We start from the raw sequence: 26135 nt of genomic DNA on the forward strand, positions 1-26135 counted from the left end.
TAGTCTCTCTTGAGACCTGGAGCGAGAATCGCATGCTCGACATCATCTGTCCAGAGCAAGACTGAAATGGACAGGTCGGTTGGTGCTGTACCGCCGGGCAGGATGGGCGTCGTGGACACCGAGACCAGGACCTACCGCACCGGCGACCGCGAGGCCGTGCTCGACCTGACGGCCGACTGCTCGTCGTACGTGGCGGGGAGGGGGGACGGCCTGCTCCACGTCTTCGTCCCCCACGCCACCGCAGGCCTCGCCATCCTCGAGACCGGCGCCGGCAGCGACGACGACCTCCTCGCCACCCTGCGCGACCTCCTCCCCGCCGACGACCGCTGGCGCCACCGCCACGGCAGCCCCGGGCACGGCCGCTCGCACGTGATGCCGGCGCTCGTGCCGCCGTACGCGACGGTGGCGGTGGTGGGTGGGCGGATGCTGTTGGGGACGTGGCAGAGCGTGTGCCTGGTGGACCTGAACGTGGACAACGAGGTGCGGGAGGTGCGGTTCAGCTTCTTGGCGGGGTAACGCGCATGGCCGATGCGGATGACGAGTCGCAGCGACGCAGCGGCTCGCACAGGACACTCCGCGGTGGCTGAAAGGCAGTGGGGGAGTCCTCTACCCTGAGCAGGCCCATGTTGCGTCAGGGGTTGAGCCCGAGACGGGCCTCCCGGTTCGCACGAGGACGCACCGGGAGCCTGATGGGACGGAGTGGTGGGATGGCGATGTCCCGGAACGCCCGCTGGGAGCCGACCTTTCCGGGCGAGCGTCCTTCGGGTTGGGCTGCGTTCTTCATCTCCAGCCGGGGCATCAGGATGCTCGCCGAGCCGGCGATCGAGGATGCCTGTGGAGTGCAGGCTCTTCTCGACTGGTTGCGAGGACGCGAAGCGCTGGGCTCGGTGGACGAGGCGAGCTATGTGTACCTGGCGTTGGGAGAGGGCGAGGTTCTTGCTGCTGGGTCAGGGCAAGGCTTCGGCGAGCCCAGCGGGGCGCTCCCGAGCACGGTAGGCGAGATCGACAGGCGGGCCATCGGGCTGCTCGAAGGGCGCTTGCGCCGCCTGCGGTGATCGGAGAACCGCCCCGGGGTGGCCTACCGCCCCCGAGGCCCGTACGACGCCGTAGCCTTCCCGAACGCCGCCTCCCGAGCCGCCTTCGTGTTGCGCGCCGCGAGCAGGAACGCCTGCTCGACCCGCTCCCGCCCGAAAGTACGACGAGCCGACGCGTTCCAGGTCGAGTTGAAGAGCCGCTTCGCAGCAGCGAGTGCGTCGGGTGACTTCGCCGAGAGCTCGTCGGCGAGCGCGAGGGCCGAGGCGAGGGGGTCGAGGGAGAGGGTGGTGACGAGGCCGAGGTCGTGGGCGCGGGAGCCGTCGAAGATCTCGGCGGTCATGGTGAGGAGCTTGGCCTGGTCGATGCCGACGAGCTCCTTGAGGGACTGGATGCCCGACATGTCGGGGATGAGGCCCCACTTGCCCTCGAGGACGGACCAGCGGGAGTCGGGGGTGGCGATGCGGAAGTCGGCGGCGAGGGCGATCTGGAGGCCGCCGCCGAGGCAGTGGCCGTGGACGGCGGCGATGACCGGGACGGGGATGCGGCGGAAGGCCCAGGGGGCCTCCTGGAAGGTGTTCGTGCCGCGCCAGGGGCGGGGGACGAAGGCCTTGGCGACGCCGGTGGGGTTGCGCAGGACGGAGGCGAAGTCGAGGCCGGCGCAGAAGGCGTCGCCCTCGCCGCTGATGACGACGGCGCGGAGGGTCTTGTCCTTGCGCAGGTCGTGGGCGGTGGCGACGAGGTCGTCGAGGATGTCGAGGGTGAGGGCGTTGAGCTTCTCCGGGCGGTCGAGGCGAACGTGGGCGATGCCGTCGGAGATCGTGCAGGTCACGTGGCTCATGGGGCCGATACTACTCGCAAGTAACAACGAGTCCTAGTAGGCACCGCGGCCGCGGAGCACCGCTCCCACCGTCCGTACGACGATCCGCAGGTCGAGCAGCAGCGACCAGTCGTCGACGTACTCCTGGTCGAGCCGGACCGACTCCTCCCACGACAGGTCCGAGCGGCCGGAGACCTGCCACAGGCCGGTGATGCCGGGGTGCACGACGAGGCGGTGGCGGACGTCGGGGTGGTAGCGCTCGACCTCGGCGGGGAGGGCGGGGCGGGGGCCGACGAGGGACATCTGGCCAAGGACGACGTTGAAGAGCTGGGGCAGCTCGTCGAGCGAGGTACGCCGCAGCCAGTACCCGAGGCGGGTGACGCGGGGGTCGCGGGCGATCTTGAAGAGGGGGCCGCTGCCGTGGTCGGCGGCGGCGAGGGCGGCGAGGGTGGCGGGGGAGTCGCTGTCGCAGTGCATGGTGCGCAGCTTCCACATCGTGAAGCGGGAGTCGCCGCGGCCGACACGGACCTGGCGGTAGAACGCGGGGCCGGGGGAGTCGAGGCGGACCGCGATGACCAGGGCGAGCAGCAAGGGCGTGAGCAGCAGGACGGCGAGCAGGGCGAGGGCGCGGTCGAGGAGGCGCTTCACCGCGTGGGTGGGGCCCATCCGGCGCGGGGCGTCGAGGTGGAGGAGGGGGAGGTCGTCGTCGAGGTCGAGGCGGGTCCGGCCGGCGGGGGAGATGTCGAGGCCGGCCCAGACGAAGACGGCGAGGCCGGCGTCCTCGAGCCGCCAGCGCAGCCGGCGTACGGCGGCCGGGTCGATCGCCGGGTCGGGTGCGAGGAGGACGGCGTCGGCGTCGCCGGCGAGGACGATGTCGGGGCAGGAGGAGAGACCCTGGCCGAGGGGGAGGTCGCCGAGGCGGGGCGGCGCTCCGGCGGCGACGCAGGCGCCGACGACCGCGAAGCGGTGGGGGTGCGTGCGGACCAGGCGGTCGACCAGGCCGGGCAGGGCGGCGGCGCCGCCCACCACGACCACCCGGTACGACGGCCCGGCGGGCAGCAGTCGTCGTCCGGCCATGCCGAGGGTCGCGGTCCCCGCGCAGACGGTGGTGACGGTGAGGGCGGAGAGCGGGTATCCGATCGCCTCGGCGGTGAGGAGCGCGGCGGTCGGCAGCACGAGTGCGGCGAGGAGCAGGCGGTGGCCGCGGAGGGCGATCGAGCCGGGCAGGCGGTAGTCGCCGGTGGTGGCGACGGCGGCCAGCCAGATCGGCACGAACAGCAGGGCGTCCGGGCCGCGGTGCACGCCGCCGGCGAGGGTGGCGAGGAAGACGACGAGGACGGCGGCGACCGCGTCCCCGGCGATGAGCAGGCGGCCGGTGCGGTGCCGGACGATCCGGCGGACGGCGGTCCGGGTCCCCGTCGTCGTCAGCGCCTGCAGGCGGGCCTCGACGACGGTCATCGGTGCACGAGGTCCTCGACCAGCGCCTCGAAACGGGCGAGCGTGGGAGAGGCCGCGCGGTGCGCGGGGAGCGGGTGGCCGAGCAGGACGGCGAGGTCGAGGCGGGCGCGCAGCTCCGTGGCGTCGTACGCCGTCACGATGGTGCCGCTGCGCGCGAGGAACCGGGCGAAGCGCTGCTGGTGGTCGTCGACGTGCTCGCCCAGCGCCGGGTCGCGGGGCACGACGATGGGCGTGTGCCCGTGCTCGCGGGCGTCCATGATCATGCCCGGGCCGGCATGGGTGACGACCGCGTCGGCGCGGTCGAGGAGCTCGGCCAGCGCGTCCGGGCCGAGCATCGTGGAGCCGGTGATGGCCGGCGGGAGCGGGGTGGCACCGTGCTGCACGTGGACCCGGAAGGCGCCCTGGTACTGGAGATCCGCGGCCCACGCGACGAGCCGGTCGAAGCGGTGGTGGTCGGTGCCGACGAGGACCGCGACGAGCGGGGCCTCGCGCGGACGGCGGCGCGGCGGGCTCACCACAGCCCACCGACCACGACGGAGGAGCGGTAGAGCTGCTGCTGCTCGGGCCACTGCACGAGGAAGAGGTCGGTGACCGGCCGGCACAGGCGTCCGGTCAGCGTGGGCGTCTCGATCCGGTCGTAGACCTCGAGGTAGACGGTCCGGGCGTGGTGCCGGTGTGTGTGCTCCAGCCAGAAGTACGGCACCGCGACCGCGGCCCCCGTCGTCACGACGAGGTCCGGGTCGAAGCGGCGTAGGACGGCGCGTGCCTGGACCGTGTTGCGCAGCAGGTTCGGCAGGTTGCGCGTCGTGGGGTGGTGCGCCCAGGTGACGTCCTCGCCCTCCAGCTTGGCGACGGCGTCCTCGGTGTCGAAGGTGACCCAGTGCCGGTCGTGCTTCTCCCACCATCCGCGCAGGCACAGGAGCTGGGCGAGATGTCCTCCGGAGGACGAGACCAGCAACAGGCGCATGCAGAGACCCTAGGGAGGTGCGAGCACGACGACATGCCCCAAATGCGGCATAGGGACAGGCGTTCCGGCCTCCGCGTCAGTGCTCGGGCGGGTGCCAGCCGACCTTGAACGCCGCACCCACGGCGGCGATCTGCGAGCTCATCTCGAGCTTGGCGAGGATCGACTTCACCTGCGAGCGCACGGTCGCCTCGGAGACCACGCTGGACCGTGCGATCTCCCGCACCTGGGCGCCGGTCATGAGGGCACCGAGGACCTCGGACTCGCGGCGGGTCAGCCGTTCGAGCCGGGAGCGGAGGTCGCGCAGCTCGTCGCGGTCGTGCAGTGCGACCTCGATCAGCGCGGCCCGTTCCTCCGGTGTCATCAGGGGAAGCCCGTCGCGGACCCGTCGTACGGTCGCGATGACCTCGCTCAGCGGACAGGTCTTGAGCAGGACGGCCTTGGCGCCGTGGCGTACGGCCTCGCCCCACCGGGAGCGGTCGACGCTCCCGGTGATCACGATGACGGCCGCACCGGTCGCGCTGAGGGGAGCGATGAGCCGCATGCCGTCGCCGAGCCGGCCGAGGCTGAGGTCGAGCAGCACCATGCGGGGTGCGTTGCGGGCGGCCGCGGCGAGCACCGTGGCGAGCGTGGTGTGGTGGTCGGCGAGGTCGATCCGCCGGACGAGATAGCCCTCGGCCTCGAGGGTGAAGGCCACGGACTCGGCGAACAGCGCGTGGTCGTCGATGATGGTGATCCGCATCGGGCGGTGAGGTGATCCGTTCATCCAGCCATTCCCGTCGTTCGCTCGCCCGAGGAGCTGAGGCGAAGCGGACGCGCGGGAGCGGCGACGTCGGCATCGGTGTCTGCGTGCGGAAGGGTGACCACGAAGGTGGCACCGCGGTCGGGCCGGCCGGAGCCGAGCCGCAGGGAGCCACCGAGCTCGAGCATCAGTCGGTGGGCGCGTTGCAGGCCGATGCCCTGGCCTGTCGAGAAGGTGCCGCGGGCGCCCCACTGGAAGAGGTGGTAGCGCAGGGCGGGGTCGATCCCCGGCCCGTGGTCGGAGACCCGGATCTCGACCTCGCGCCCGACGACGCGGGAGGCGACCGTGGTGGCGGTGCCGTGCGCGTGCCGGTGGGCATTGGTGAGCAGGATGTTGAGGACCTCGGTGATCCCGTCGTGCCGGCCGACGACGTGCAGCCCGCCGGGACGCCAGGTGACCCGGTGGCCCAGGGCCTCCTGGGCGATGACGAGCGGCTCGACCAGGTCGTCGACCGAGAGCTGGGCGACGCTCTCCTCGGGCTCGTCGGCGACCCGCCGGCGCAGCCGTTCGGCCTCGACGTCGACCATCCGCTGCAGGGCGTCGCGACGTGGCCCGGGTGGGACCTGGTCGCTGGCCAGCAGGTGCACCCCGGCGACGATGCCGGCGGTCGCGGCGCGGACCTCGTGCACGACCTCGCGGTCGTGCTGCACGGTGGCCTCGGCGACGGCGGCCCGGTGCAGCAGGAGGGACTCGCGGTCCCGGGTGTCGGTCAGGGTGGCGAACAGCAGGCTGATCACCGTGGTCAGGATCAGCGCGTTGCACAGGACCAGGGCGATGACCGTGATCGGCGGTGGCGTCGGTGCCTCGAGGATGCTCGCCCACAGCCGGGCCACGAACAGCAGCACGATCCCGGTCCCGACCCGCAGCGCCGCCCAGTGCGGCAGCGGGGAGCGCACGAGCTGGACGCACATGAGGACGATGAGCCCGGCGGTCGCGGTGATCATGGCCATGTCGAGGGGCCGGTGGATGTCGAGGTACGCCGAGAAGCCGGTCAGGATCAGCGTGAGCCGCACGCCCAGCACCAGGAGGCCGAGCAGCAGCCCGGTGGCCATCGGGTTCATGCGGGGCAGCCGGGTGCCGCGGGCGCCGTGCGCGACGAGCGCCAGGACCGCGGCCAACGTGACGAACTGGCCGAGCGAGAGGCGGTAGGTCTGCCCGGTCTGGCTCGGGTCGGCGAGGGCCCACACGATGAGCGGCAGGTCCTGGACCGCGACGAGCGCGGCTGCGGCCGCGAGCCGCGAGCGCATCAGGTTCGGGTCGATGCGGGCGTCGAACGTCAGCACCTGTGCACTGCCGAGCAGGACGAGCTCGGCGAGCACCATGCACACCCCGCCCGCCGCGGCCATCGGGTCGAGGGTCGGGCTCTGCAGCAGCAGGACGGCGTACGGGTGCAGCATCAGGGCGGTCAGCAGCAGCGTCCACCCGAGGGGTGAGGGACGTGCGAGGCGGGACAGCCCCTGGCCGGCCGGCCAGTGCTGACTTTGTGGGGGCGCGCTTGCCCCGATCTGGGTAAAGGACCGTCGTCGAGTGACCGCCCGAGAGTTCACCGTGCGCTGGTGACGGGACTGACGGTCCGGATGCGGACTCGCCATGCAGCCGATTATGCGCGGCACTCGCGGTCGTGCACCCGGAACGCCGGAACGTCCCTAATATTTGGGTTTTGGGCCCGATTTGTCGAGCATCTTCACCACAATTGGATGTCGCTGACAACCTTACGGAACGGTGACCGACCGGGTCGTGGTCGTCGCGGCGCCCCAGCCGTCGGTGACGATCAGCCGGACCGGGTAGGTGCCGGCGGCCGGGAAGGTGTGCGCCGGCGAGGTCGACGTCGAGTCGGCCGTTCCGTCGCCCCACTGCCAGCGGTAGGAGATCGTGTCGCCGGTGTCCGGGTCGGCCGAGCCGACGGCGGAGAAGTTGCACGACAGGTTCGAGCAGGCCGGCGGGTTGAGCACCGCGACGGGTGCCCGGTTGCCGGGCGGCGTCGTGATCGTGACGGTCCGGGTCGCGGTCCCGACGTCTCCCCACTCGTCGCGCGCGGTGAGGACCACCGTGAAGGTGCCGGGGGCGGTGTAGGTCCGGGTCGGGACCGGTCCGCTGCCACTGCCGTTGCCGAAGGCCCACGAGTAGGTCAGCGTGGCGGCGTTCTCGTCGGTCGAGCCGCGGGCGTCGAAGGCGCAGACGTTGTTGGTGCAGCTGACCGTGAAGCTGGCCACGGGCGGGTTGTTGGGCGGGTGCGTGACGGTTGCGTGACGCTCGTAGATCACGCTGACGAAGTTGTGCTGGTCGATCGCGCGCACCCGGACGGTGTACGCCCCGGCCGGGATCACCGGCGTCGTGTAGGAGAAGTTCGAGCCGGGCGTGCCGGGGCTGTTGAGGAACGCCGTGCGCCAGCTGGCGCTGGTGCTGGTGAACGTGCCCGATGAGCTCATGTACTGGCCGGCCGCGTTGACGATCGCGACGTCGACCTCCTGCATCGCCTGGTCGTCCTCGGCGCGGCCGCTGACGAAGATCTTGCCGTCGGGGAACTCGGTCCCCTCGGTCGGGCTGAGCAGCGCCTCGTTCATCACCGGCGGCTGGTCGCCCGGGTAGATCGGGTAGCGCGCGGTGGCGCCGTTCGTCGACGGGTCCTGCTGCCCGGCGTTGTCCCAGGCGTACGCCGCGACGTTCCAGTCGCCCTGCGTCGGCAGCGCGACGTTGAGCGTCCAGCCGGTGCTCGTCGCCCCCGGGTTGGCCAGGGTGGCGTCGAGCGTGGCGAAGGACGCCGACATCGTGCCGTTGGGCTGGAGGTAGCGGCTGGTGTCCGCGTCGCGCACGGCCACGCCGACCCGCGCCACGCCCTTGTCGTCCGTGGCGTTGCCGGCCAGGTTCAGCAGCAGCACCTGCTGGCCGGTGATCGTTCCGGTCGGCGTGATGGTGGCGTTCGGGGGGTTGTCACCGGGGATGGTGGCGTTGAGCGTGAGCCGGCCCTGGTTGCTCGACGACGTGGTGAGGCCGATCTGGTCCTCGGCGCTGACCGTGAACGAGTAGGAGCCGGGGCTCAGGTTGAACGGCGTCGTGTAGGTCCAGTTGTAGCTCGCCTGGTTGAGGTTGACCGGCGAGACCCGGTAGGACCCGGCGATCACGTTGGTGCCCCACGATCCGTCGGCCGCGAGGCGCTCGCCGGTCGAGTTGTTGCGCAGCGTGATCGAGACCTCGTTGAGCGCCTGGTCGTCGTTCGCCGATCCCGAGAAGGTCAGCGGCTGGCCGGGGGTCACCGTCACCGGCTGGGCGGTGGTCGGCGGCACCATGGTGGCCGGCTGGGCGATCGAGACCGACGGCGGCTGGCCGTTCTCGGTCACGATCCAGCGCCGGTCCGCGGTGTCGAGCGAGGACTGGCCCGCGGTGTCGCTGGACCGGGCCTGCGCCCACCACTCGTCCTCGTAGGGGACGGTCACCTCGTAGGACCAGGTCGTGCTGGTCGCGCCGACGACGTCGGGGGTCACCTGGAACGTGTTGTAGGTGCCCGACACCGTGCCGTCGTCCTGGAGGTAGCGGTTCTGGCTGTCGCGCAGCGTGAAGCTGACGCCGTTGACGCCGATGTCGTCGGAGGCGGACCCGGTGATCGTGAACGTCAGCTGGCTCAGCGGGCTCGCCGGTCCGGTGATGCTGGTCGTCGGCGTGCGGTCGCTCGTGCCGAAGGTCTCGTACTTCTTCGTGGCCTTGGTGTTGTCCGCGGTGCCGTTGGTCGCGACCGCGCGGGCGCGCACGAGGAGCTCGCGGTTGGCGGTCATCGTGAGCGGGAGCCGCCAGGTGCGCGACGTACCGGTGCCGGGGTCGAGCGTGGCGTTGATCGTGTTGCTCGTCGTGCTGCCCCAGGTGGTCAGGTCGTCGTTGAGGTAGCGGTTGGTGTTGCGGTCCATGACCTCGATCTCGACCCGGTTGATCCCGGACGCCGCGGTGGCCGTGCCGGTGATCTCGTAGGGCTCGTTGACGGGCTCGATCCGGCCCTCGATCGGGGTGCTGATCACGGTCTGGGTGCCGTTCTGCGCGGGCACGTTGGCGAAGTCGAAGAACGCGATGCGGCCGACGTTGTAGCCGCCCTTGGTGTTGCCGTCACCGCCGACGAACAGGCCGCGCGAGGTCGCCTCGATGTGCTTGTCGCCCTCGTAGGAGTTCGACGGTGCGAACCACTCGAGCCCGTGACCGTCCGTGGGGTCGAGCGCGGCGAGGTGGAAGCGCTTGACCACCGTGTCGCCCAACGCGTACGCCGACAGCCCCTGCCCGGTGCCGTAGCCGACGTCGTCCAGGCCCGGCCACGGCTTCGGCGCCGTCGCCGACTCGGCCCACTGGAAGTGGCCGCCGATGTAGATGCCGGCCTCGGTCGCGGCGACGGAGTAGACGGAGTCGAAGTGCCGCGAGATCCACATCGGCTGGGCGTTGCTGTCGTTGTCGAGCTTGAACGCGATGACGGTGTCGTTGATCGGCGGGCGGTCGCCGCCGGAGCCGCTGGTGACGACGAAGTAGGAGTCGTCCGGTCCGATGTCGCCGCCGTAGGCGCGCTGGATGCCGCCGACGAACTGGAGGTTGTCCTCCCACAGCGTGCTCTTCCACGGCGTCAGCTTGTTGGTGCGCGTGTTGATGATCGCGACGCCGTAGCGGTTCTGGCCGTTGACCTGGCGGCCGGTGTGCACGACCAGCAGCCGGCCCTCGTCGTGGCTCAGCTTGAGCCGCTGCACCGCGAGCTCGCCGTTGGTGCCGATGCCGCCGGTGATGTTGAGGACGAAGTCCGTGCGAACCGCTCCGGTGACGCCGTCGACGGCGGCAAGGGCACTGCGCGGCACGTTGTTGATGGTGGTGAACCGGCCGCCGGCGTACACGGTGGAGTTGGTGACCGCGAGCTCGTTGACCTTGCCGTTGGCGTTGGCGGTGAAGCCCGCGATCGGGGCACCGGTGGCGGGATCGATCCGGGCGATGGCCTTCTTGGCCTGGCCGTTGACCGTGCCGAAGTTGCCGGAGATGTAGAGCTTGGTGCCGTCGGGCGAGGCCTCGACCGCGTCCACGCCGCCGTTGGTGAACGTCGGCCGGAAGGCGGTGTCGACCTGCCCCGTGCTCCAGTTGTACGCCGCCAGCCCGGCCTGGTTGATCACCGCGCCGTTGTTGGGCTGGCGAATCGAGGTGAAGGTGCCCGCGATGTAGACCCGGTTGCCGACGACCTCGATGTCCCAGATCTCACCGTCGGTGATGGTGGGCTGGTTGGTGCGCGGGGTGTCGGGAACCAGCGCGGTGTGGCCCGGAGGCGGGTCCGCGGGCACCGCGGTCGCGCTGCTCGTCGCCTGGTCGGTGTGGCCGTTGCCGTCGTTGACGGTCAGGGTCACGGTCCGGGTGCCGGGGGTGGCGTAGGTGTGGGACGGGTTGACGCCGGTCCCGGTCTGGCCGTCGCCGAAGGTCCAGCTGTAGGTGAGCGCGTCCTTGTCCGGGTCGAACGAGTGGGCGGCGTCCATCTCGCAGGTCAGGCCCGCGCACCCCGTCGAGAACTCCGCGACGGGCGGCTCGTTCGTGCCGGTCGCGTCGGTGCCCGGGTCGAGCACGATCGAGAAGAGCATCGAGCGCGAGACCGAGGTGCTCGTCGTCGCGGTCTTGCCGGCGAGCGGGCCGACGGGCACGGCGCCCGCGGAGTCGCCGAGGATGCCGCTGACCTTGCCGGTGCCGGTGGCGGCGGCCTGGGTGCGCGTCGGCGTACCGGCCGGCAGGCTCCACGTGGTGTCGGTGGAGGACTTCTCGCTCCACAGGCTGACCAGCCACGAGTTCGCGTGGGCCGCGGTGACGGCCGGCGTGGTGTGGCTGGTGGCCGAGGCGTCCGCACCCCCCAGGGCGGACGCCCCGACCACGGCCGTGCCGGTGCTGCGGTAGGCGGCCACCGTCAGCACGGACTTCACGTAGGTGCTGCCGGTCGTGACGGTCACGGTCCGGCCGGCGTCGGCCGCCGTCGCGCTGCGCGTCCACGCGCGCCCGCGGATGCCGTTGCCGTCGCGGGTCTGGAGCTGCGTCCAGCCGTCGAGGTTGTCGATCGCGGTCGCGGTGGAGTTGGTGGTGAGGAAGAGGAGGAGCCTGTCGCCGGGTTCGACGGAGGCGGGGATCGTCACCGAGTGACCGGGCCGGTTGCCGGCGGTGCTCGCCGAGCCGACATAGGTGATCTGACCGGAGGTGACGGCGGTGTCGGGGTTGACCTGGCGGGTCGTCGAGTCCTGGTGGCTGCCGTCGCTGACGGTCAGGGTGACCGTGCGCTGCCCCGCCGAGGCGTAGGTGTGGCTGGGCGTGCGCCCGGTCCCGGTGCCGCCGTCGCCGAAGGTCCAGGCGTAGGTCAGGGTGTCGCCGTCCGGGTCGTCGGAGCCGGACGCGTCGAACGCGCAGACGAGCGCGTTGCAGCTCGCGGTGAACGCGGCGGTCGGCGCGTTGTCGGTGAGGTCGCCGGGACTGATGACGATGGAGAACGTCGCCGAGCGGGACGCCGTCGTGCTGGTGGTGGCGGTGCGGGCGGCAGCCGTGCCGGTGGCGACGGCTGCGCCGGAGTCTCCCCACGCGGCGCTGACCTTGCCGCTGCCGGTGGTCGCGTCGGTGCCGCGGGACGTCGTCCCGGCGGGCAGGGTCCAGGTGGTGTCGGTCGAGGACTTCTCCGACCAGTAGCCGAGCACCCAGGAGCCCGCCGCGGCGACCGGGATCGCCGGCGCGACGTGGGTGGTGCCGGACGCGTCCGTGCCGCCGGCGACCGCGGTCACCGACGGAGACGCGCCGGTGCTGCGGTAGACGCTCACCGCGATCACCGACTTGGCCGCGGCGCTCGTCGTGACGGTGACGTTGGCGTTCGGGTCGCCGGCCGTGGCGATCCGGCTCCAGAGCCGGCTGCGCACGCCGTTGCCGTCGCGGCTGGCGAGGAGCTGCCACCCGGACAGGTCGGCGATCGTGCTGGTCGACGAGTTGGTGGTGAGGGCCAGGACGAGCACGTCACCGGTCTGGGCGGCGGCCGGGACCCGCACGGTGTGTGCGGTGCGGTTGCCGTCGGTGCTCGTCGAGGCGACGAAGCCGACCGCGCCCGGCGCGGCCTGTGCAGCGGGCGTGAGGAACGGTAGTGGCGCGAGTGCGGAGACGAGCATCACGGCTGCCGTGATGGGGACGAGCAGCCACGCGACATGACGCCGCAGCCGGCCGGGGACCGGTTGATGCCGACTGATCCTGGCTGAAAACATGTGCATCACCCATCCCCGCACTCGCACGGCCCCCGGTCCCGAGGGCCCTGCGATCGTGTCAACCGCTCCTGGCGCGGGCATGACCGATATTGGGCAGGATTCCCCCATCCCTAGGGGCTTTCCGCGGCTCGCGGTCGCAGGCTTCCCACAAATTGGGGGTATCCCCGCACGGGCCCTCCGGGAGCCGGGAGACGCGCTCATGATGAGGCGATCCGACGAGCCGGTCGTCGGGATGGGGAGGTGTCATGGGCCAGCTCCGTAGGGTCACCCCGCGGTTCATCGCGGTCGCCGCGGTCGCCGCCGTCACCGCCTCCGTTCTCGGCGCGGGGGTCGGAACCATGTGGGCGCGGCAGCGCGACCACCAGCACACCGCGACCGCGGTGATCATGCTGCACCCGTCGGAGGGCAACGCCTACAGCCCCGGCGGACGCGGCGACGACCTGGTCAACCTCGAGACCGAGGCCCAGCTCCTGCAGTCGGACGCGGTCGCCCGCACCGTCTTGACCACGCTGAAGGAGTCCGGTACGCCGGCCGACCTGCTCGCGGCGATCAAGGTCGGCGTGCCGCCCAACACCCAGCTGCTCGACATCACCGCGCGTGGGCCGGATGACGCGACCGCGGTCGCGCGCGCATCCGCCTTCGCCAAGGTCTACCTGGACTACCGCAGGTCCCGCACGGTCGCCGCGATCGCCGACCGGACCTCGCGCCTCGAGGCGCTGGTCAAGCTGCGCGAGAGCGAGCGCAACGCGACCGTCAAGAAGCTCGACCTGCTCGGGTCCGGTGACCCGCGGCGCGGTCCGCTCGACCAGCAGGCGCAGGAGCTGATCGTCCAGATCAGCTCGCTGCGCGCCCAGCTGGCCGCGGTCCAGGCCGTGGGCCTCGACCCCGGCCAGGTGGTCACGCCGGGACAGCTGACGGCACCCGGACCGTGGGCCAGCCCGATGCGCGCGGGGCTCCTGGGGGGAGTCCTGGCGCTGCTGCTGACCCTGTCCGTGGTGGTGGTCCGGTCCGGGCGCATCGCGCCCGACGTCGTACGGCGGCTCGAGGATCTCGCGGATGCGGGACCCACGCCCCTCGGCGTCCTCCGGGCCCCGGTCCGGGCCGACAGCGACGTGATCGCCCACGCGCGATCCGTGGTGCTCGCTGCCGGCTCGGACCGGCCGCCGGTCGTGACCGTCGCGCCACCCGCGCGCGACAAGGCGCTGACGTTCGCGGCGCTCGTGGAGTCCTTCGCGCGCGCCCGCTACGAGGTCGTGAGCGTGGACCTGACCCGTCCCGACGATGTCGCCGCGATGGCGAGCCTCGTGCTCCAGGAGGCCGTCGTGGACGACGTCCTGGTGGAGGACGGCCACTTCCGCAGCCGGTTGCGGCCGCTCGCCGACGACAGCACCGCGGCGGTGGACCCGGCGGCCTTCGGCGACCTCGCGGCGTCGGCCGAGATGGGCCGCAGCCTGGCCGAGCTCGCCAAGCACGCCGACCTCGTCCTGGTCCGCTCGCCCGGCTTCGGTACGGCGGTGGGCCGGGCGCTGCTCGCGGCCTCGACGGCCGTGCTGATCGAGGTCCGTCCCGGCCGGTGCCGGCGCTCCGAGATCGACGAGGTCGTCGCCGCGGCGGCCGGCACGGACACGCAGGTCGTGGGCCTGCTGGGGGTGGACGCGTGAAGGAGGTCGCTGGGGAACGCCGGCACCTGCGGGCGGTCGCGCGCGGGAGCGCGGCCACCCTGGCCGGTGCGGTCCTCAGCACCCTCGCCGGGTTCGGCCTCGTCCTCGTCGTGACCCGCAGCGTCACGCCGGACACGGCCGGCCGGTTCTTCGCGGTCACTGCGGTCTTCCTCGTCGCGCTCGCGGCGGCCGGCCTCGGGACCGACACGGGACTCGCGCGCTTCGTGCTGCGCGACGACCGGCCGGAGGCCGTCCGGGCCCTGGTGCGCACGGCCGCGGTCCCGGTGCTGGCGACGGCGGTGCTGCTGGCGCTCGCCCTCGGGCTGTGGTGGCCGGACGCCCGGGCGCTGATGTGGGCGCTCCCGCTCGCCGCCGCCACCGACCTGTGCCTGGCGGCCGTCCGGGCCCACGCACTCTTCCGCGCGACCGTGCTCATCGACCGGATCGTGCGCCCCGCCGTGCAGATCGCGTTCGTCGCGGTGGCGATCCTGCTGGACCTGCCCGGTGCGGGTCTCGCCGCCGCCTGGGGCGCGGCGTACGCCGTCAGCGCGGTGCTCGCGCTCGGCTCGCTGCGCCACGTGGTCGGCCGCGGCCGGCGCGGCGCCGGTGCCGGTGCCGCGCGCGACGACGCCGTGGTCGGCCGCCGGGAGTACTGGCGCTTCACCGCCCCCCGGGCGATCGCCCGGATCGCGCAGGTCGGCGTGCAGCGGCTCGACATCGTGCTCGTCGCCTGGCTGCTCTCGCCCACGGATGCGGCGGTCTACACCGTCGCGACCCGGTTCGTGGTCTTCGGCCAGCTCGCCAACCAGGCCGTCTCGTCCGTCGTGCAGCCGCGCTTCACGATGATCCTCGCGACCGAGGCGGACGACGCCCCGGCGCTGGTCTCCCGGGTGTTCGGGGTGAGCACCTGCTGGAGCGTGCTGCTCGCCTGGCCCGTCTACCTCGCCGTCGCGGCCGCTCCGGCCGCCTACCTGGGGTGGTTCGGTACGTCGTACACGAAGGGGGAGGCGGTCGTCGTCGCCGTGGTGATGGCGGCCGGCATGCTCCTCGCCGTCGCGTCGGGCCCGGTGGACACCCTCCTGCTGATGACCGGGCGCAGCGGCCTGAGCCTGGCCAACACGCTGGTCGCGCTCGCTCTCGACGTCGGCCTGTGCCTGCTGCTCGTGCCGCGGATCGGCATCGCCGGCGCGGCCGTGGCCTGGGTGATCGCGGTCGTGGTGCGCTGCGTGCTCGCGGTGCTCCAGCTCCGCGCCGACATCGGGCTGCGGCTGCCCGTCGCCGACCTGGTCCTCGCCGCCGCGCTCCCCATCGGGTGTGTCGGGGTGCCGGTCGCGCTGCTGGCCCTCGTGGCCGGACTCTCGCCGATCGGCTGGCTGGTGGCCACCGCCGTCGCCGGCCTCGGGTACGCCGCCGTGGTGTGGCGGCTGCGGACCCGGCTCGCCGTCGACGTCTTCGTCACCGGCTTCCGGTCCCGGCGCCGGCTGGCGGTGGCGGCATGATCCGCCAGGTCGCGGGCCGCCTGCGCCGCCGGCTGCCCCCGCCCCTGCGCCGTACGGCGCGCGCGGGGCTGCTCGCCTGGGGCCTGGTGACCGCGGACCTGCGCCAGGAGCCGGGCCTCCTGGTCGTCGGCGCCCAGCGCGCCGGCACCACCACGCTCTTCCGGCTGCTCAGTGAGCACCCAGCGCTGTGCCGGCCCACCGTCGACAAGGGGACGGGCTACTTCGACGACGGCTACGGGAACGGCCGGCGCTGGTACCGCGCGCACTTCCCCCTGCGCCGCACCGCCCGGGGCCGGATCGCCTTCGAGTGCAGCGGCTACTACCTCTTCCACCCGCTCGCCGCCGAGCGGATCGCGCGCGACCTGCCGGAGTGCCAGGTGGTCGTGATGGTGCGCGACCCGGTGACCCGCGCGTACTCCGCGCACCGGCACGAGAGCGCCCGCGGCTTCGACACGCTGTCGTTCGCGGACGCGGTGGCGCGGGAGGCCGAGCGGACCGCCGGCCAGACCGAGCTGCTCGTCGCCGACCCGGGCGCGACGAGCTTCGCGCACCGGCACCACGCCTACCTGCAGCGCGGGGACTACGCGGCGCAGATCGACCGGTACGTCGCCGCGCTCGGGCGCTCGCGCGTGCACGTGGTCGACGCCGACGCGCTGTTCGCCGACCCGGTCGAGGTCTACGTCGACCTCCAGCGCCGGCTCGGGCTCCCCGTGCACCGACCGGCCGAGGTCGGCCGCTGGAACGAGCGGCCCGGCACGCCGCTGCCCCCGGACCTGGCGGCCACGCTCCGCCACCACTTCGAAGCACCCGATGCGGCACTGGCCGCCTACCTGGGCCGGGTGCCCCACTGGCGAGAGGAATCTCTGCGATGACCGACCTGATCTCCGCGCCCGCCCGGCACCGGCTGGCCCGGATCACCCGGTGGCACCCGGGCTTGCGTGAGGTGCCGCTCGACCGGCTGCTGCTCGGCGGCCAGAACGGCATGACCGCCGCCGCCTTCGCCAGCGCCCTCGGCGACCCCCTCTGGCCCTCCCGGCGGGTGGTCGACGGCCCGCACGCGGCGCTGCTCGACCTCGCCGCCGCGGGAGGACCGGGCGCCGTGCCGGACGCGGCGATCCTCGCGTCGTCGTACGGGCGGATGGCACGGGTGTGCGTACGCCGCACCGGCCGCTTCTTCGGCGCCACCGACGAGGCCGGCGTGGTCACACAGGCGCGGTCGTTCCTGGCCCGCGCGGCGGGCGAGCCGGTGGACCTGCCGACCGGCGCGCTGCACTCGCCGCCGGGACAGCCGGTGCTCGCCGTACCGGTGGCGGACTCGGACTGCCTCCAGGTCCTCGACGGTCACCACCGGGTCGCGCTCGCCGCGGCCGCAGGCCTGTCCTCGCTCCCCGTGCGGGTACGGCGCGGCGCGATCACCACGCCGCTGCAGGACCTGCTCCGGGCGATGTCGTGGCTCGACGGCGGCCGTGAGCTCTACCAGCCGGTCGTCGCGCCCGAGCTGGAGGCGCGCTGGCCCACCGTGCGCTGCTGCGTCGACCGGCTCGAGGCGATGGAGTCCTTCCTGCGCGGGCGCGACCAGCTCGCCGGCAGCTATCTCGACGTGGCCAGCTGCTACGGCTGGTTCGTCCGCCACCTCGGCGACCTCGGCCTCGACGCCGAGGGGATCGAGCGCGACCCGCTCGGCGCCACGCTCGGCCGGATCGTCTACGGCCTGGACCCCGCGCGGATCCGGACCGGCGACGCCGTCGCACTGCTCCGCGGCTCCCACGAGACCTGGGACGTCGTGTCGTGCTTCAGCCTGCTCCACCACTTCGTGCTGGGCCGCGGGAGCTGCGACGCCGTCGAGCTGGTCCGGCTGCTCGACCAGGCGACCGGCCGGGTGCTCTTCCTCGACACCGGCCAGGAGCACGAACGCTGGTTCCGCAAGTCGCTGCGCGGCTGGGATCCCACGTACATCCGGGAGTTCCTGCTCGAGCACACCACCTTCGACGAGGTGCTCGACCTCGGCCCGGACCGGGACGCGGTGCCGCCGTACGAGGACAACTACGGCCGCCACCTCTTCGCCTGCGTGCGGGCGGCGTGACGTGGGTGCCGTGATGTCCGAGGACCTGCTCTCCGTCGCCGCGGACCTGTGGCCGGGGGCCGAGACGGTGGACGCCGGAGCGCCTGCCGACGGCCGCCCCGTGCGCGCCCGCTTCGCCGTCGTCCACCGGGGCGCGGTCCCGACGGTGCTCGTGCCCGTCGACCCGCCCTCGGCGGCCGCCGCCTCGCTCCGCCGGGTCAGTGCCGGGTCGAGCTGGTGGGACTCGACCAGCCGGGTCGCGGCCGGCGCCGCCGTGCGCGCCGTACCGGCGCTGCTGCGGCACCGGGTCGAGGTGCGCGGCGGCGACCACGGTCTGGCCGATCACCTCTCGGCGGTGCTCGGCACGCCGGTGACCTTCAGCCTGAGCATCGGCACCGCGCGGGTCAACCGCAAGCCGGTGCTCCAGGTGTTCGACGCCGACGGCACCTGTCGCGCGTTCGCCAAGGTCGGCTGGACCGAGAACACCTGCGCCGACGTGGCCGCGGAGGGCCGGGCGCTCGCCGCGGTGACCGCGCACCGCTACCAGTACGTCATCCCGCCGGAGCTGATCGCCCGGACGTCGTGGGAGGGCCGGCCGGTACTGCTGACCCGGCCGCTCGCGCCGTCACCGTGGGCACGCCACCGGCGCTCCTGGACGCCGCCCGAGGAGGCGATGGGCGAGCTGGCCTCGCGGTTCGGGCTGACCGACGGCGAGCTCGCCTCGTCCGACTGGTGGCGCCGGCAGTGGCAGGTGGCCGGCGAGCTCGCGGACCCCGTCATGCGGGGGCGGCTGGGCCGGGCGATGGAGCGGGTGGCGACCGTGACGGGTCACCGGCTGGTCGCCTTCGGCGCCTGGCACGGCGACTGGACGCCGTGGAACATGGCGATCACCGGCTCGAAGGTCCTGCTGTGGGACTGGGAACGCTTCGAGACCGGTGTTCCCACCGGCCTCGATGCCCTGCACTACGTCGTCAACGCGCTCAACCTCGGCACCCCGACGTCACCGGACGCGGTGGTCCGGGCGCTCGCGCTCGCGTCGTACTCCGACCGGAGCCTGGGGGGCGAGCCGCACGTGCACAGCCTGCTCTACCTGGTGGCGATCCTCACCCGGTACCTGCGGCTGCTGGACGCACCGGGCGGCGAGCACCTCGCCCCGCGGGCGCTCCAGACGCTGATCGCGCTGGAGCGCCTCTGCGGGTGAGGCGTCGGGCTCAGCGGAGCGTCGGGGAGTCCGCCAGTGCCCGGGCGAACGCCTTGCGCTTCGCATCGGTCCCCAGCACCCACGGAGCGACGCTGTTGAGCGCGCTGTCGAAGTAGCTGTAGGCGATGCCGCCGTACTGCTCCATCAGGTTCACCGTGTCCGAGATCTCGGACGGGCGAGCGGCCGCGGCGGTGTCGGTGACACCGGTCTCGGCCAGACCCCACGCGACGCCGGCCGAGCGCGCCCAGGTGGAGATCCGGTTGTAGTAGTCGGCGAAGCTCGTCCACTTGGTGGTGGTCTTGCCGTTCTTCACCACGCCGTACTGCTGGTAGATGTCGAACCCGGCGACGTCGATCTTGACGCCCCGCGGCCAGATCTCGGAGAGGCGGTACTTCGCCTCGCCGAAGAACTCGTTCCAGCCGGTCATCACGACGGTGAACGCCACGTTGGAGGCGTTGCTGCGGACGATCGGCGCGAGCCGCTCCTGCATCTTGCGCCAGAGCTGGATGTCGCCGTCGCCCTCGGGCTCGTGGTGGAACGCGACCCAGACCGGGCCGTTGAGCGCGGACAGCTTGCGGGCGATGTCCTTGGCCCAGGCGTCACCGCGACCGGCGACCATGTCGGACCACGAGTAGGGCAGCTTGAAGCTGATCCACGGCAGCCGGCCGGCCGCGAGGTCGGCCTGCGCGGTCTTGACGGCCTTGTCGACCCCGGTCGAGGTGTAGTAGGTACGCCGGACGCCGAGGCGGCCGCCGACCTGCTTCTCCAGCGTGGCCGGGTCCGTGTTGGACCCGTGCGCCGCGCCGACGTACGTGCTGCCGCTGCACGTCGGGATGCCCCGCTTGGTGCGGCCGCAGCCGTTGGACAGCTGACCGGCGGCACCCTCGCCACCGGTGCCGTTCGCGTCGGTGGTGTTGGCGGACACGACCGGGGCGACCCGGAGGTCGTCCACCAGGATCCGCTCGCCGACCGGCAGCGACGGGGCGCGGAAGCGCAGCGTCAGCGCCGAGGCCCGCTTCTTCGCGGTGATCTGGACCTTCATCGGGGTCCAGGTGCCGGGCTGGGCGACCACGCGGGTGGCGCGCATCTGCACGCCGTTGCCCTTGGTCACCTCACGGACCCGGAGCGCGACGGGGCGAGCCGACGTGGCGCGCACCCAGGCCCGGACGACGTACTTGGTGCCGGCGGCGTGCGCCCCCCCAAAGCGCACGCTGCTGCGGGCCACGGCGGGGCCCCGGTGGACGGTGCGGACCACGAGGGCCCGCGACTGGTGCCGTCCGGCACCCTTGCCCGAGAGCTTCACCCGACTGGCGCCGACACCGGCGAACCCGTCCTGGTGGCTCTCGAAGGTCCCGGCGGGGAACCGCCCCGCCGACTTGCTCGACATGGCGGACGGCACCAGAGCCAGTCCACCGATCACGACCGCAGCGAGGGCTGCGATCAGTGAGATCCTTCGAATCTTGTGTGTTCGGACGTACTCCACGACGTCACCTCCCTGTTCCTGCGTCGGGAGGGGACCTTTCCAAAGGAATGCGGGCAGGGGGCAATCTCGCCCCCCAAATGGGGGAGCGGCGAAAGCGTCAGGGGGTGGCTCGCCGGCCCGCGCCGTCGCGAGCGGTGGGGGCGGCCGATCTGGCAAGGCGGAGGAGCGAAGGCGGGCCGGCGGCCCGTCGAGTCTCCGACAACGCCGCCAGATCGAGTCGCCCGCACCGCGTAGCAGGTGCGGGCCGACGAGCCACCCCCTAGATCCCGTGGCCGCGACGATGAGCAAGGTCGAGGAGCCGATCGGCGCTGACGAGGTGCAGCGCGACCGCTGCGGCGAGGTAGGCACGGGGTTCGCGGGGCCAGGTACGCGCGGTCCGGCCGGCCCAGCGGAGGGCGTCGGGGCGGCCCAGGGCGGCGAGGGCGAAGGCCTTGCGGCCGAGCAGCCGGGCCAGGGCCCGGCGGTCCTCGTGGAAGGCGGGGTGCTTGGCCAGGCCGTAGTCGATCGCCTCGACGATCGTGGCCCACTGCCGGGAGAACTGCGAGCCGCCCCAGCGCACCCGGACCAGGGGGGTGGCGACGAGGTGGAAGCCGCCCGCGCCGGCGGCGCGGATCATCCAGTCGAAGTCCTCGCCGTAGCTGCCGGGGATCTCCTCGTCGACCAGACCGATCCGGGTCAGCAGCGCGTCCCGTCGTACGACGACCGTGGAGGGGTGCGCCTCCATCACCCGGCGGCGCACGAGGTGGCGCAGCTCGAGGTCCGCGGGAGCCGGGACGCGCGGGGTGAGCGTGCCGTCGTACGCGATCTCGATGCCGGTGACGCACGTGGGTGGACCGCCGGTCATGAGGGCGCGCACCTGGCCGTCGAGCTTGCCGGGCAGCCAGAGGTCGTCGTCGTCGCAGAAGCCCACCAGCTCGGCGGTTCCGGCCATGATGCCGGTGTTGCGGGCCCCGGCCAGGCCGGGGCTGCGCTCGTTGGCGACGACGTCGACGGGACGCCGTGGGTCGTCGCTGACGAGGGTGGGGTCCGGTGCGGAGCGGTCGAAGACGACGATGACGCGGACGCGTCCCGCGTAGTCCTGGTCGCGGACGGCGGCGATCGCCTCGCGGACGAGCACCGGGCGGTCGTGGGTGGCGATGACGACATCGACGTCGGGCAGCACGAGTGGCTCCTCGGGGGGTGTGAGGCCGGCGATCCGCCACATCCGGCGCAGGTTGACGAGGGTGGCGACGACGTAGAACGCGAGGCCGAGCCCGAGACCGAGCGCGAGGAACCGCGGTCCGCCCACGAGGGGGAGCAGCCCGAGCACGAGGGTCTCGCACTCGACCGCCCACGGCACCGGGCTCATGTTCAGCCGCCGGCACAGGCGCAGCCACGGATCGAGCAGCGGCAGGTCGGTGCGATCGATGAGCCGCGAGCCCCCGTCGCCGAGGCCGGCGGCGTCGGCGAGGTGCTTGCGCTGGGCGAGGCTCCAGCCGTAGCAGGCGAGCGCGCAGAGCATCGCGACGGCGAGTGCCGGGGAGGCCCGGTCGTGGGTGATCGCCCAGCCCGCGAGGGCGGCGTACGCCGCGCTGACGCAGAGCACGTCGGTGGCCACGTCGAGCAGGGCCCCGCGCGGTGAGCTGGTGCCCTGCAGGCGGGCGATCTTGCCGTCGAGGCAGTCGGCGAGGAAGCGCAGCAGGAAGAGCGCGCCGCCGGTCCGCAGCCGCCCCGTCGCGAGGCAGGCGGCGGCCGCGATCCCGAGGACGCCGGCGACCGCGGTCACCCGGTTGGGCGTCACCGCGCGGTGCCGCGCGAGGCCCCGGGCCAGGGGATCGGTCACCGGGTCGATCACCAGGCGGGTCCAGATGTCGCGCGGTCGTCCGCTCACTCCCACGGTCGCCTCCGGAGCCGGAACCAGGCGAGGCCGACCAGCACGCCGATGCCGATGCCGCTGGTGATCCGGACGCCGTGCCCGGTGCCGACCGGGGTCGCCGGACCGACCCGGATGACGGAGCCCGCGGCGGGCCGGTGGGTGGTCAGGTTGTCGATCGCCGCCCGCAGGTACGTGCGCGTGGCCGCCCAGGCCGGATCGGTCGGGTCGATGGCGGCGAGCTCCTCGTTCAGCCGCGCCACCAGGTCGGTACGACGCCGCTCCAGGAAGCGCGTCCGCTCGGCGAGGTACTCGTCGGCGACGGCCTGCGCGGCCGCCACCGGGTCGGCGGACCGGGGCGTCGTGAGGGTCACCTCGAGCACGGTCGAGAGCGGGGGCGCGGCGACGGAGATGTCGCTGCGCAGCGCGGCCGGGGTGATCCCGACCCGGTCGCCGGCGAGCGTCAGTGGTCGTTCGGAGCTCAGCAGCGCCGCCTCGGTGTCGACGGTGGCCGGTGCCGGTGGGCGCACGTCCACCCCGCCGTTGTCGGCCTCGCGGGCGGCGTCCCCGATGTCGAGGTAGGTCGGCGACGGCGTGAGGGCGACCGTGACGGTGCTGCGCCACCGCGGGTCGCCGCCGGAGGGCGTGGCCGCCGCGAGGACGCCGCCGAGCAGCGCGATGCTCGCCACGAGCACCCAGGACCGCCGGCTCGGCAGCCGCAGCGGCTGCCCGGTGCGCTGCTCGCGCCAGGCCAGGCCGATCGCCACCATCACCAGCATCATCGGCAGGCCGAGGGTGTCGTAGACCGACAGCTGCAGCAGGAAGATGCCGACGGCGAAGGTCGCGACCGTCTCGTTGATCGTGCGACATCGCCAGGTCCGGCGCAGGGCCTGGACGAAGAACGACAGGAAGAACAGCGCCCCGACCCAGCCCTGCGAGAACAGCACCAGCCAGAGCTGCCCCTGCGTCCCCAGGGGCGGTACGCCGCACGCCGGGCAGGCCGGGGTCGCCCCTCCCGCGATCGAGGCGAAGGAGCCCTGCACGTTGCGCGTCCCGCCGAAGCCGACCACCGGGGAGCCGTTCGTCATGGAGTCGACGGTCGCGACGAGGAGCTGGGAGCGCCGGTCGTTGCTGTGCGGGTGGTCCAGGCGCTCGTTGACGGTCGCGCCGAGCGGAGTGCTCGTCGCGACCACGCCGCCGAGCACCACGGCCGCGACCAGCGTGACGAGCGCGAGGTGGTGGCGGCGTACGGCGAGCAGGACGAGGAAGCCCACGCAGCTCGCGCCGACCGCCAGCCACAGCCCGCGGTTGAGGCTGAGCACGATCGGGACGGCGGCGATCGCGAGCAGCGGCGCGGCCAGCCAGCGCCACCGGCGCCGGGAGCCGACCAGCAGCGCGACCAGGAACACCAGGCTCAGCGAGATCGCGCTGCCCCACGTGTTGGTGAACGGGAACGGCGCCTTGGGGCGCGGTTGGGGGAGGCCACCGAGCACCTGTTGCAGCTCCGAGGCCTGCGCCGAGACCAGCGTGCTGACGAAGCCGTTGCCCCGCAGCGCACCGGGCAGCAGCGTCTCCGCCAGCGTGGTCAGCTCGAGGTCGGGAGCGATCAGGCCGACCACGCCGCCGGCCACCGCGACCACGAAGATCCAGGCCACGACGCGGTGCACGACGTGGTCGGACAGCAGGCGGGCGGGGATGTTGCCGAGCCACACGAGCACGACCGTGCAGGCGACGTACCAGCCGAAGCGGTAGCCGAACACCATGAGCCGGCCGGTGCCGCCGTCGGCCACCGCGCCGGGCGCGGTCGCCCACAGGGTGCCGATGCCGAGGAGCACCCAGCCGAGGAACAGCAGCCACCACCCGAACCCCGGCGGTACGACGACCCGCCGGCGCCGCCACAGGTCCCACCCCAGCGGCAGCACCATCGCCAGCGGCACGAGCGAGGCGACGCCGAGGACCCACCACAAGGGCAGGCCGGCAACGCCGACGACGAAGCATCGGCACGCAACCCGGCCCGAACGGTCCGCCGGTCCCGCGGTGGACGTCATGCAGCAAAGCGTCCGTGGGATGGGGGTTCTGGGGACTCACCAATTTTGGGTGACTATCGCCGCGCGCCGACCGGGGTCCGGAGCACCGGCCTACTGTCGCCTGATCCGGCGTCGGTGCCGGGAGCAGGAGGGAGCGTGTCAGGGTGTCCGCGCTGCTCCGCTTCGTCGCCGTCTGGTGCTCCGCACTGAGTGTGGTGCTGACGGCCGTACCGGCCGCCGACGCCGGTACCGAGCCCGGTGGGCGCCTGGTCGTCGCGGTCCCTGCCTCAGGAACCCCCTCCATCCTCGACGGCCAGGTGCTCTCCGTGGTCCAGGTCGGCCGCACGATCGTGGTGGGCGGCTCGTTCACGCGGGCCCGCGACGCCGGCGGCACGGTGACGCTGCGCCGGCACGGGCTGCTCGCCTTCGACGCCGTCACCGGGCGGATCAGCCCGTCCTTCCACCCCGACCCCAACCGGGCCGTGCTGGTCGTCCGGGCCGGCCCGAACGGGACCGTCTACGCCGGGGGCGACTTCACCACCATCGGCGGCCAGCGCCGGGCCCGGCTGGCCCAGCTCGTCGTCACCAACGGTCGCGTGGTCCGCCGGTTCAACGCCGGCCGGATCGACGCCTCGGTGCGCGACCTGCGGCTCCAGCGCGGGCGCCTGTGGGTGGCCGGCTCGTTCTCCACCATCGGGGGCCGCAACCAGAAGGCGCTCGCCACGCTCAAGGCACGCACGGGCGTGGCCCGGAAGTACTTCGGGCTCGCGGTCCGCGGCCGGCAGCGTGGCGGTCTGGGCACGACCACGGTCGTCAAGATCGACATCAGCCCCAACCAGCGGCGGCTCGTGGCGATCGGGAACTTCCGCTCGCTGCAGCACGTGCGCAACCACCAGCTGTTCGTCGTCGACCTGGGCCGCCGCAAGGCCCGGCCGGCGCCGCTGCGCACGCGGTTCTACGTGCCCAACTGCAGCCGGCACTACTACAGCTACATCCGCGACGTGGACTTCTCGCCCGACGGCTCCTACTTCGTCGTGGCCGCGAGCGGAGGGCCCTCCGGGGCGAGAGGACCGTGCGACGCGGTCGCCCGCTTCGAGAACCAGAACGCCGCCGACGCCGTCCCGTCGTGGGTCTCGCGCACCGGCGGCGACACGATCACCGCGCTGGAGGTGACCCCGTCCGCGGTGTACGTCGGCGGGCACCAGCGCTGGTTCAACAACTCCTACGGCAGCAACAGCGCCGGACCGGGCGCGGTGCGTCGCGACGGCATCGCGGCGCTCAGCCCCAGCAACGGGCTGCCGTTCTCGTGGGACCCGGGCCGCACCAAGGGAGTTGGCGTCTTCGACTTCCTCGTCACCACCGCCGGGCTGTGGGTCGCCTCGGACACCGACGAGATCGGCGGGCAGCAGCGCGACCGGATCGCGCGCTTCGGCACCGGCGGGACGTCGTACCCGAGCTGGGGGACGCCGGTGCAGTCCGGACCGCTCTACCGCGGGGCCACCGCACCGGCCGGTGGACCGGACTGGGCGAGCGTCGGCGGGGCCTTCATGCTCGGCAGCCAGCTCTACACCGGCAGCCGCGACGGCACGTTCACGCGGCGCTCGTTCGACGGGACGTCGTACGGGACGGCGGAGGCGGTGGCGACCGCCGACGCGATCGTGCCGCTGGCCTCGTGGCGCGCGGACCTGGTCGCCATGACCGGGATGTTCTACGACCGCGGCCGCCTCTACTTCACGCGCTCCGGCTCGTCCCTGCTCTACTACCGCTACTTCAACCCGGAGAGCGGCATCGTCGGGACGGAGCGCTACGTCGCGTCGGGACGGGTGCCGGGCTTCGACCCGGCCACCGTGCGCGGCATGGTCGCGACCCGGACGGCACTCTCGTGGGCCACGCCCGACGGGGTGCTCCACCGGATCGGCTGGCAGCAGAGCGCCGCGGCGGCGCACCCGGTGGGCCGGGCCGTCGTCGTCGGCGGACCCGGGATCGATGGCGTCGACTGGGCCGGCGCGCTGTTCGTGGGGCAGGGCGCGGCGGCGGGACAGGGCGGCTGA

18 protein-coding genes are annotated in these 26135 nt (G+C 73.1%); 8 read left to right on the plus strand and 10 right to left on the minus strand.

The genetic code is table 11. The features are described from left to right. The first annotated feature begins 111 nt into the window (after positions 1–111). Together CCO04_RS03720 and CCO04_RS03725 are read left to right on the plus strand one after the other, a co-directional pair. Positions 112–516, plus strand: a complete 405-nt coding sequence (locus CCO04_RS03720; RefSeq protein ID WP_215812732.1) for a YjbQ family protein — start codon at positions 112–114, stop codon at positions 514–516. Between the two features lie 191 nt (positions 517–707). After that, positions 708–1055, plus strand: a complete 348-nt coding sequence (locus CCO04_RS03725; protein ID WP_215812733.1) for a hypothetical protein — start codon at positions 708–710, stop codon at positions 1053–1055. Positions 1056–1078: 23 nt separating this feature from the next. On the opposite strand, the gene CCO04_RS03730 is transcribed toward CCO04_RS03725, so the two are convergent. From CCO04_RS03730 to CCO04_RS28275, 7 genes are all read right to left on the minus strand, one after another. Next, entirely contained in the window at positions 1079–1873 is a 795-nt protein-coding gene (locus tag CCO04_RS03730; RefSeq protein ID WP_215812734.1) for a crotonase/enoyl-CoA hydratase family protein, read from the minus strand. A 33-nt stretch (positions 1874–1906) separates the two neighbouring features. Next, positions 1907–3310, minus strand: coding sequence for an exopolysaccharide biosynthesis polyprenyl glycosylphosphotransferase (locus CCO04_RS03735; protein WP_215812735.1), 1404 nt, complete (start codon positions 3308–3310; stop codon positions 1907–1909). Beyond that, entirely contained in the window at positions 3307–3825 is a 519-nt protein-coding gene (locus tag CCO04_RS28270; RefSeq protein ID WP_215812736.1) for a glycosyltransferase, read from the minus strand. Before CCO04_RS28270 ends, CCO04_RS03735 begins: the two co-directional genes overlap by 4 nt. After that, a complete protein-coding gene (locus CCO04_RS03745; protein WP_215812737.1) occupies positions 3822–4277 on the minus strand; it encodes a UDP-N-acetylglucosamine--LPS N-acetylglucosamine transferase in 456 nt (151 codons plus the stop codon). Before CCO04_RS03745 ends, CCO04_RS28270 begins: the two co-directional genes overlap by 4 nt. Before the next feature lie 76 nt (positions 4278–4353). Then, entirely contained in the window at positions 4354–5040 is a 687-nt protein-coding gene (locus CCO04_RS03750; protein WP_215812738.1) for a response regulator, read from the minus strand. After that, positions 5037–6473: a sensor histidine kinase gene (locus CCO04_RS03755; RefSeq protein WP_215812739.1), complete on the minus strand. Its 1437-nt coding sequence runs from the start codon at positions 6471–6473 to the stop codon at positions 5037–5039. Before CCO04_RS03755 ends, CCO04_RS03750 begins: the two co-directional genes overlap by 4 nt. Before the next feature lie 315 nt (positions 6474–6788). Next, on the minus strand, positions 6789–12206 hold the full coding sequence (locus tag CCO04_RS28275) for a PKD domain-containing protein (RefSeq protein WP_252372607.1): 5418 nt from the start codon (positions 12204–12206) through the stop codon (positions 6789–6791). A 338-nt stretch (positions 12207–12544) separates the two neighbouring features. On the opposite strand from CCO04_RS28275, the gene CCO04_RS03780 reads away from it, so the two are divergent. Genes CCO04_RS03780 through CCO04_RS03800 form a run of 5 tightly spaced genes read left to right on the plus strand, consistent with a single transcriptional unit; the run spans position 12545 to position 18722 of the window. Next, a complete protein-coding gene (locus CCO04_RS03780) occupies positions 12545–13960 on the plus strand; it encodes a hypothetical protein (protein ID WP_215812740.1) in 1416 nt (471 codons plus the stop codon). Then, the gene (locus CCO04_RS29635; protein ID WP_215812741.1) at positions 13957–15459 is read left to right on the plus strand and encodes a polysaccharide biosynthesis C-terminal domain-containing protein; all 1503 of its coding nucleotides are present in this window, start codon (positions 13957–13959) and stop codon (positions 15457–15459) included. The genes CCO04_RS03780 and CCO04_RS29635 overlap by 4 nt, the downstream gene beginning before the upstream one ends. Beyond that, entirely contained in the window at positions 15456–16331 is an 876-nt protein-coding gene (locus CCO04_RS03790) for a sulfotransferase (RefSeq protein ID WP_215812742.1), read from the plus strand. The genes CCO04_RS29635 and CCO04_RS03790 overlap by 4 nt, the downstream gene beginning before the upstream one ends. Then, entirely contained in the window at positions 16328–17542 is a 1215-nt protein-coding gene (locus CCO04_RS03795; protein WP_215812743.1) for a class I SAM-dependent methyltransferase, read from the plus strand. The genes CCO04_RS03790 and CCO04_RS03795 overlap by 4 nt, the downstream gene beginning before the upstream one ends. A 13-nt stretch (positions 17543–17555) precedes the next feature. Then, positions 17556–18722: a hypothetical protein gene (locus CCO04_RS03800; RefSeq protein WP_215812744.1), complete on the plus strand. Its 1167-nt coding sequence runs from the start codon at positions 17556–17558 to the stop codon at positions 18720–18722. Between the two features lie 10 nt (positions 18723–18732). Here CCO04_RS03800 and CCO04_RS03805 read toward each other — a convergent pair whose 3' ends face one another. The 3 genes from CCO04_RS03805 to CCO04_RS03815 form a co-directional block, all read right to left on the minus strand. Beyond that, positions 18733–20121 carry a hypothetical protein gene (locus CCO04_RS03805; protein ID WP_215812745.1) on the minus strand — a complete coding sequence of 463 codons (1389 nt, stop codon included), beginning with the start codon at positions 20119–20121 and terminating at the stop codon, positions 18733–18735. Positions 20122–20464: 343 nt separating this feature from the next. Further along, entirely contained in the window at positions 20465–22075 is a 1611-nt protein-coding gene (locus tag CCO04_RS03810) for a glycosyltransferase (protein ID WP_215812746.1), read from the minus strand. Continuing rightward, positions 22072–24105, minus strand: a complete 2034-nt coding sequence (locus CCO04_RS03815; protein ID WP_215812747.1) for a hypothetical protein — start codon at positions 24103–24105, stop codon at positions 22072–22074. Before CCO04_RS03815 ends, CCO04_RS03810 begins: the two co-directional genes overlap by 4 nt. A gap of 143 nt (positions 24106–24248) precedes the next feature. Between CCO04_RS03815 and CCO04_RS03820 the strand changes: the two genes are divergently transcribed. Beyond that, on the plus strand, positions 24249–26135 hold the full coding sequence (locus CCO04_RS03820) for a hypothetical protein (RefSeq protein ID WP_215812748.1): 1887 nt from the start codon (positions 24249–24251) through the stop codon (positions 26133–26135).

The sequence above is a fragment of the Pimelobacter sp. 30-1 genome (genome assembly GCF_018831735.1).
GTDB lineage: Bacteria > Actinomycetota > Actinomycetes > Propionibacteriales > Nocardioidaceae > Nocardioides.

Bases quoted from the DNA above. Each gene is read 5' to 3' on its own strand.
- CCO04_RS03725 (WP_215812733.1), top strand. From the start codon at position 708: ATGGCGATGTCCCGGAACGCCCGCTGGGAGCCGACCTTTCCGGGCGAG.
- CCO04_RS03730 (WP_215812734.1), bottom strand. From the start codon at position 1,873: ATGAGCCACGTGACCTGCACGATCTCCGACGGCATCGCCCACGTTCGC.
- CCO04_RS03735 (WP_215812735.1), bottom strand. From the start codon at position 3,310: ATGACCGTCGTCGAGGCCCGCCTGCAGGCGCTGACGACGACGGGGACC.
- CCO04_RS03745 (WP_215812737.1), bottom strand. From the start codon at position 4,277: ATGCGCCTGTTGCTGGTCTCGTCCTCCGGAGGACATCTCGCCCAGCTC.
- CCO04_RS03750 (WP_215812738.1), bottom strand. From the start codon at position 5,040: ATGAACGGATCACCTCACCGCCCGATGCGGATCACCATCATCGACGAC.
- CCO04_RS03755 (WP_215812739.1), bottom strand. From the start codon at position 6,473: ATGCTGCACCCGTACGCCGTCCTGCTGCTGCAGAGCCCGACCCTCGAC.
- CCO04_RS28275 (WP_252372607.1), bottom strand. From the start codon at position 12,206: ATGCTCGTCTCCGCACTCGCGCCACTACCGTTCCTCACGCCCGCTGCA.
- CCO04_RS03780 (WP_215812740.1), top strand. From the start codon at position 12,545: ATGGGCCAGCTCCGTAGGGTCACCCCGCGGTTCATCGCGGTCGCCGCG.
- CCO04_RS03790 (WP_215812742.1), top strand. From the start codon at position 15,456: ATGATCCGCCAGGTCGCGGGCCGCCTGCGCCGCCGGCTGCCCCCGCCC.
- CCO04_RS03795 (WP_215812743.1), top strand. From the start codon at position 16,328: ATGACCGACCTGATCTCCGCGCCCGCCCGGCACCGGCTGGCCCGGATC.
- CCO04_RS03800 (WP_215812744.1), top strand. From the start codon at position 17,556: ATGTCCGAGGACCTGCTCTCCGTCGCCGCGGACCTGTGGCCGGGGGCC.
- CCO04_RS03815 (WP_215812747.1), bottom strand. From the start codon at position 24,105: ATGACGTCCACCGCGGGACCGGCGGACCGTTCGGGCCGGGTTGCGTGC.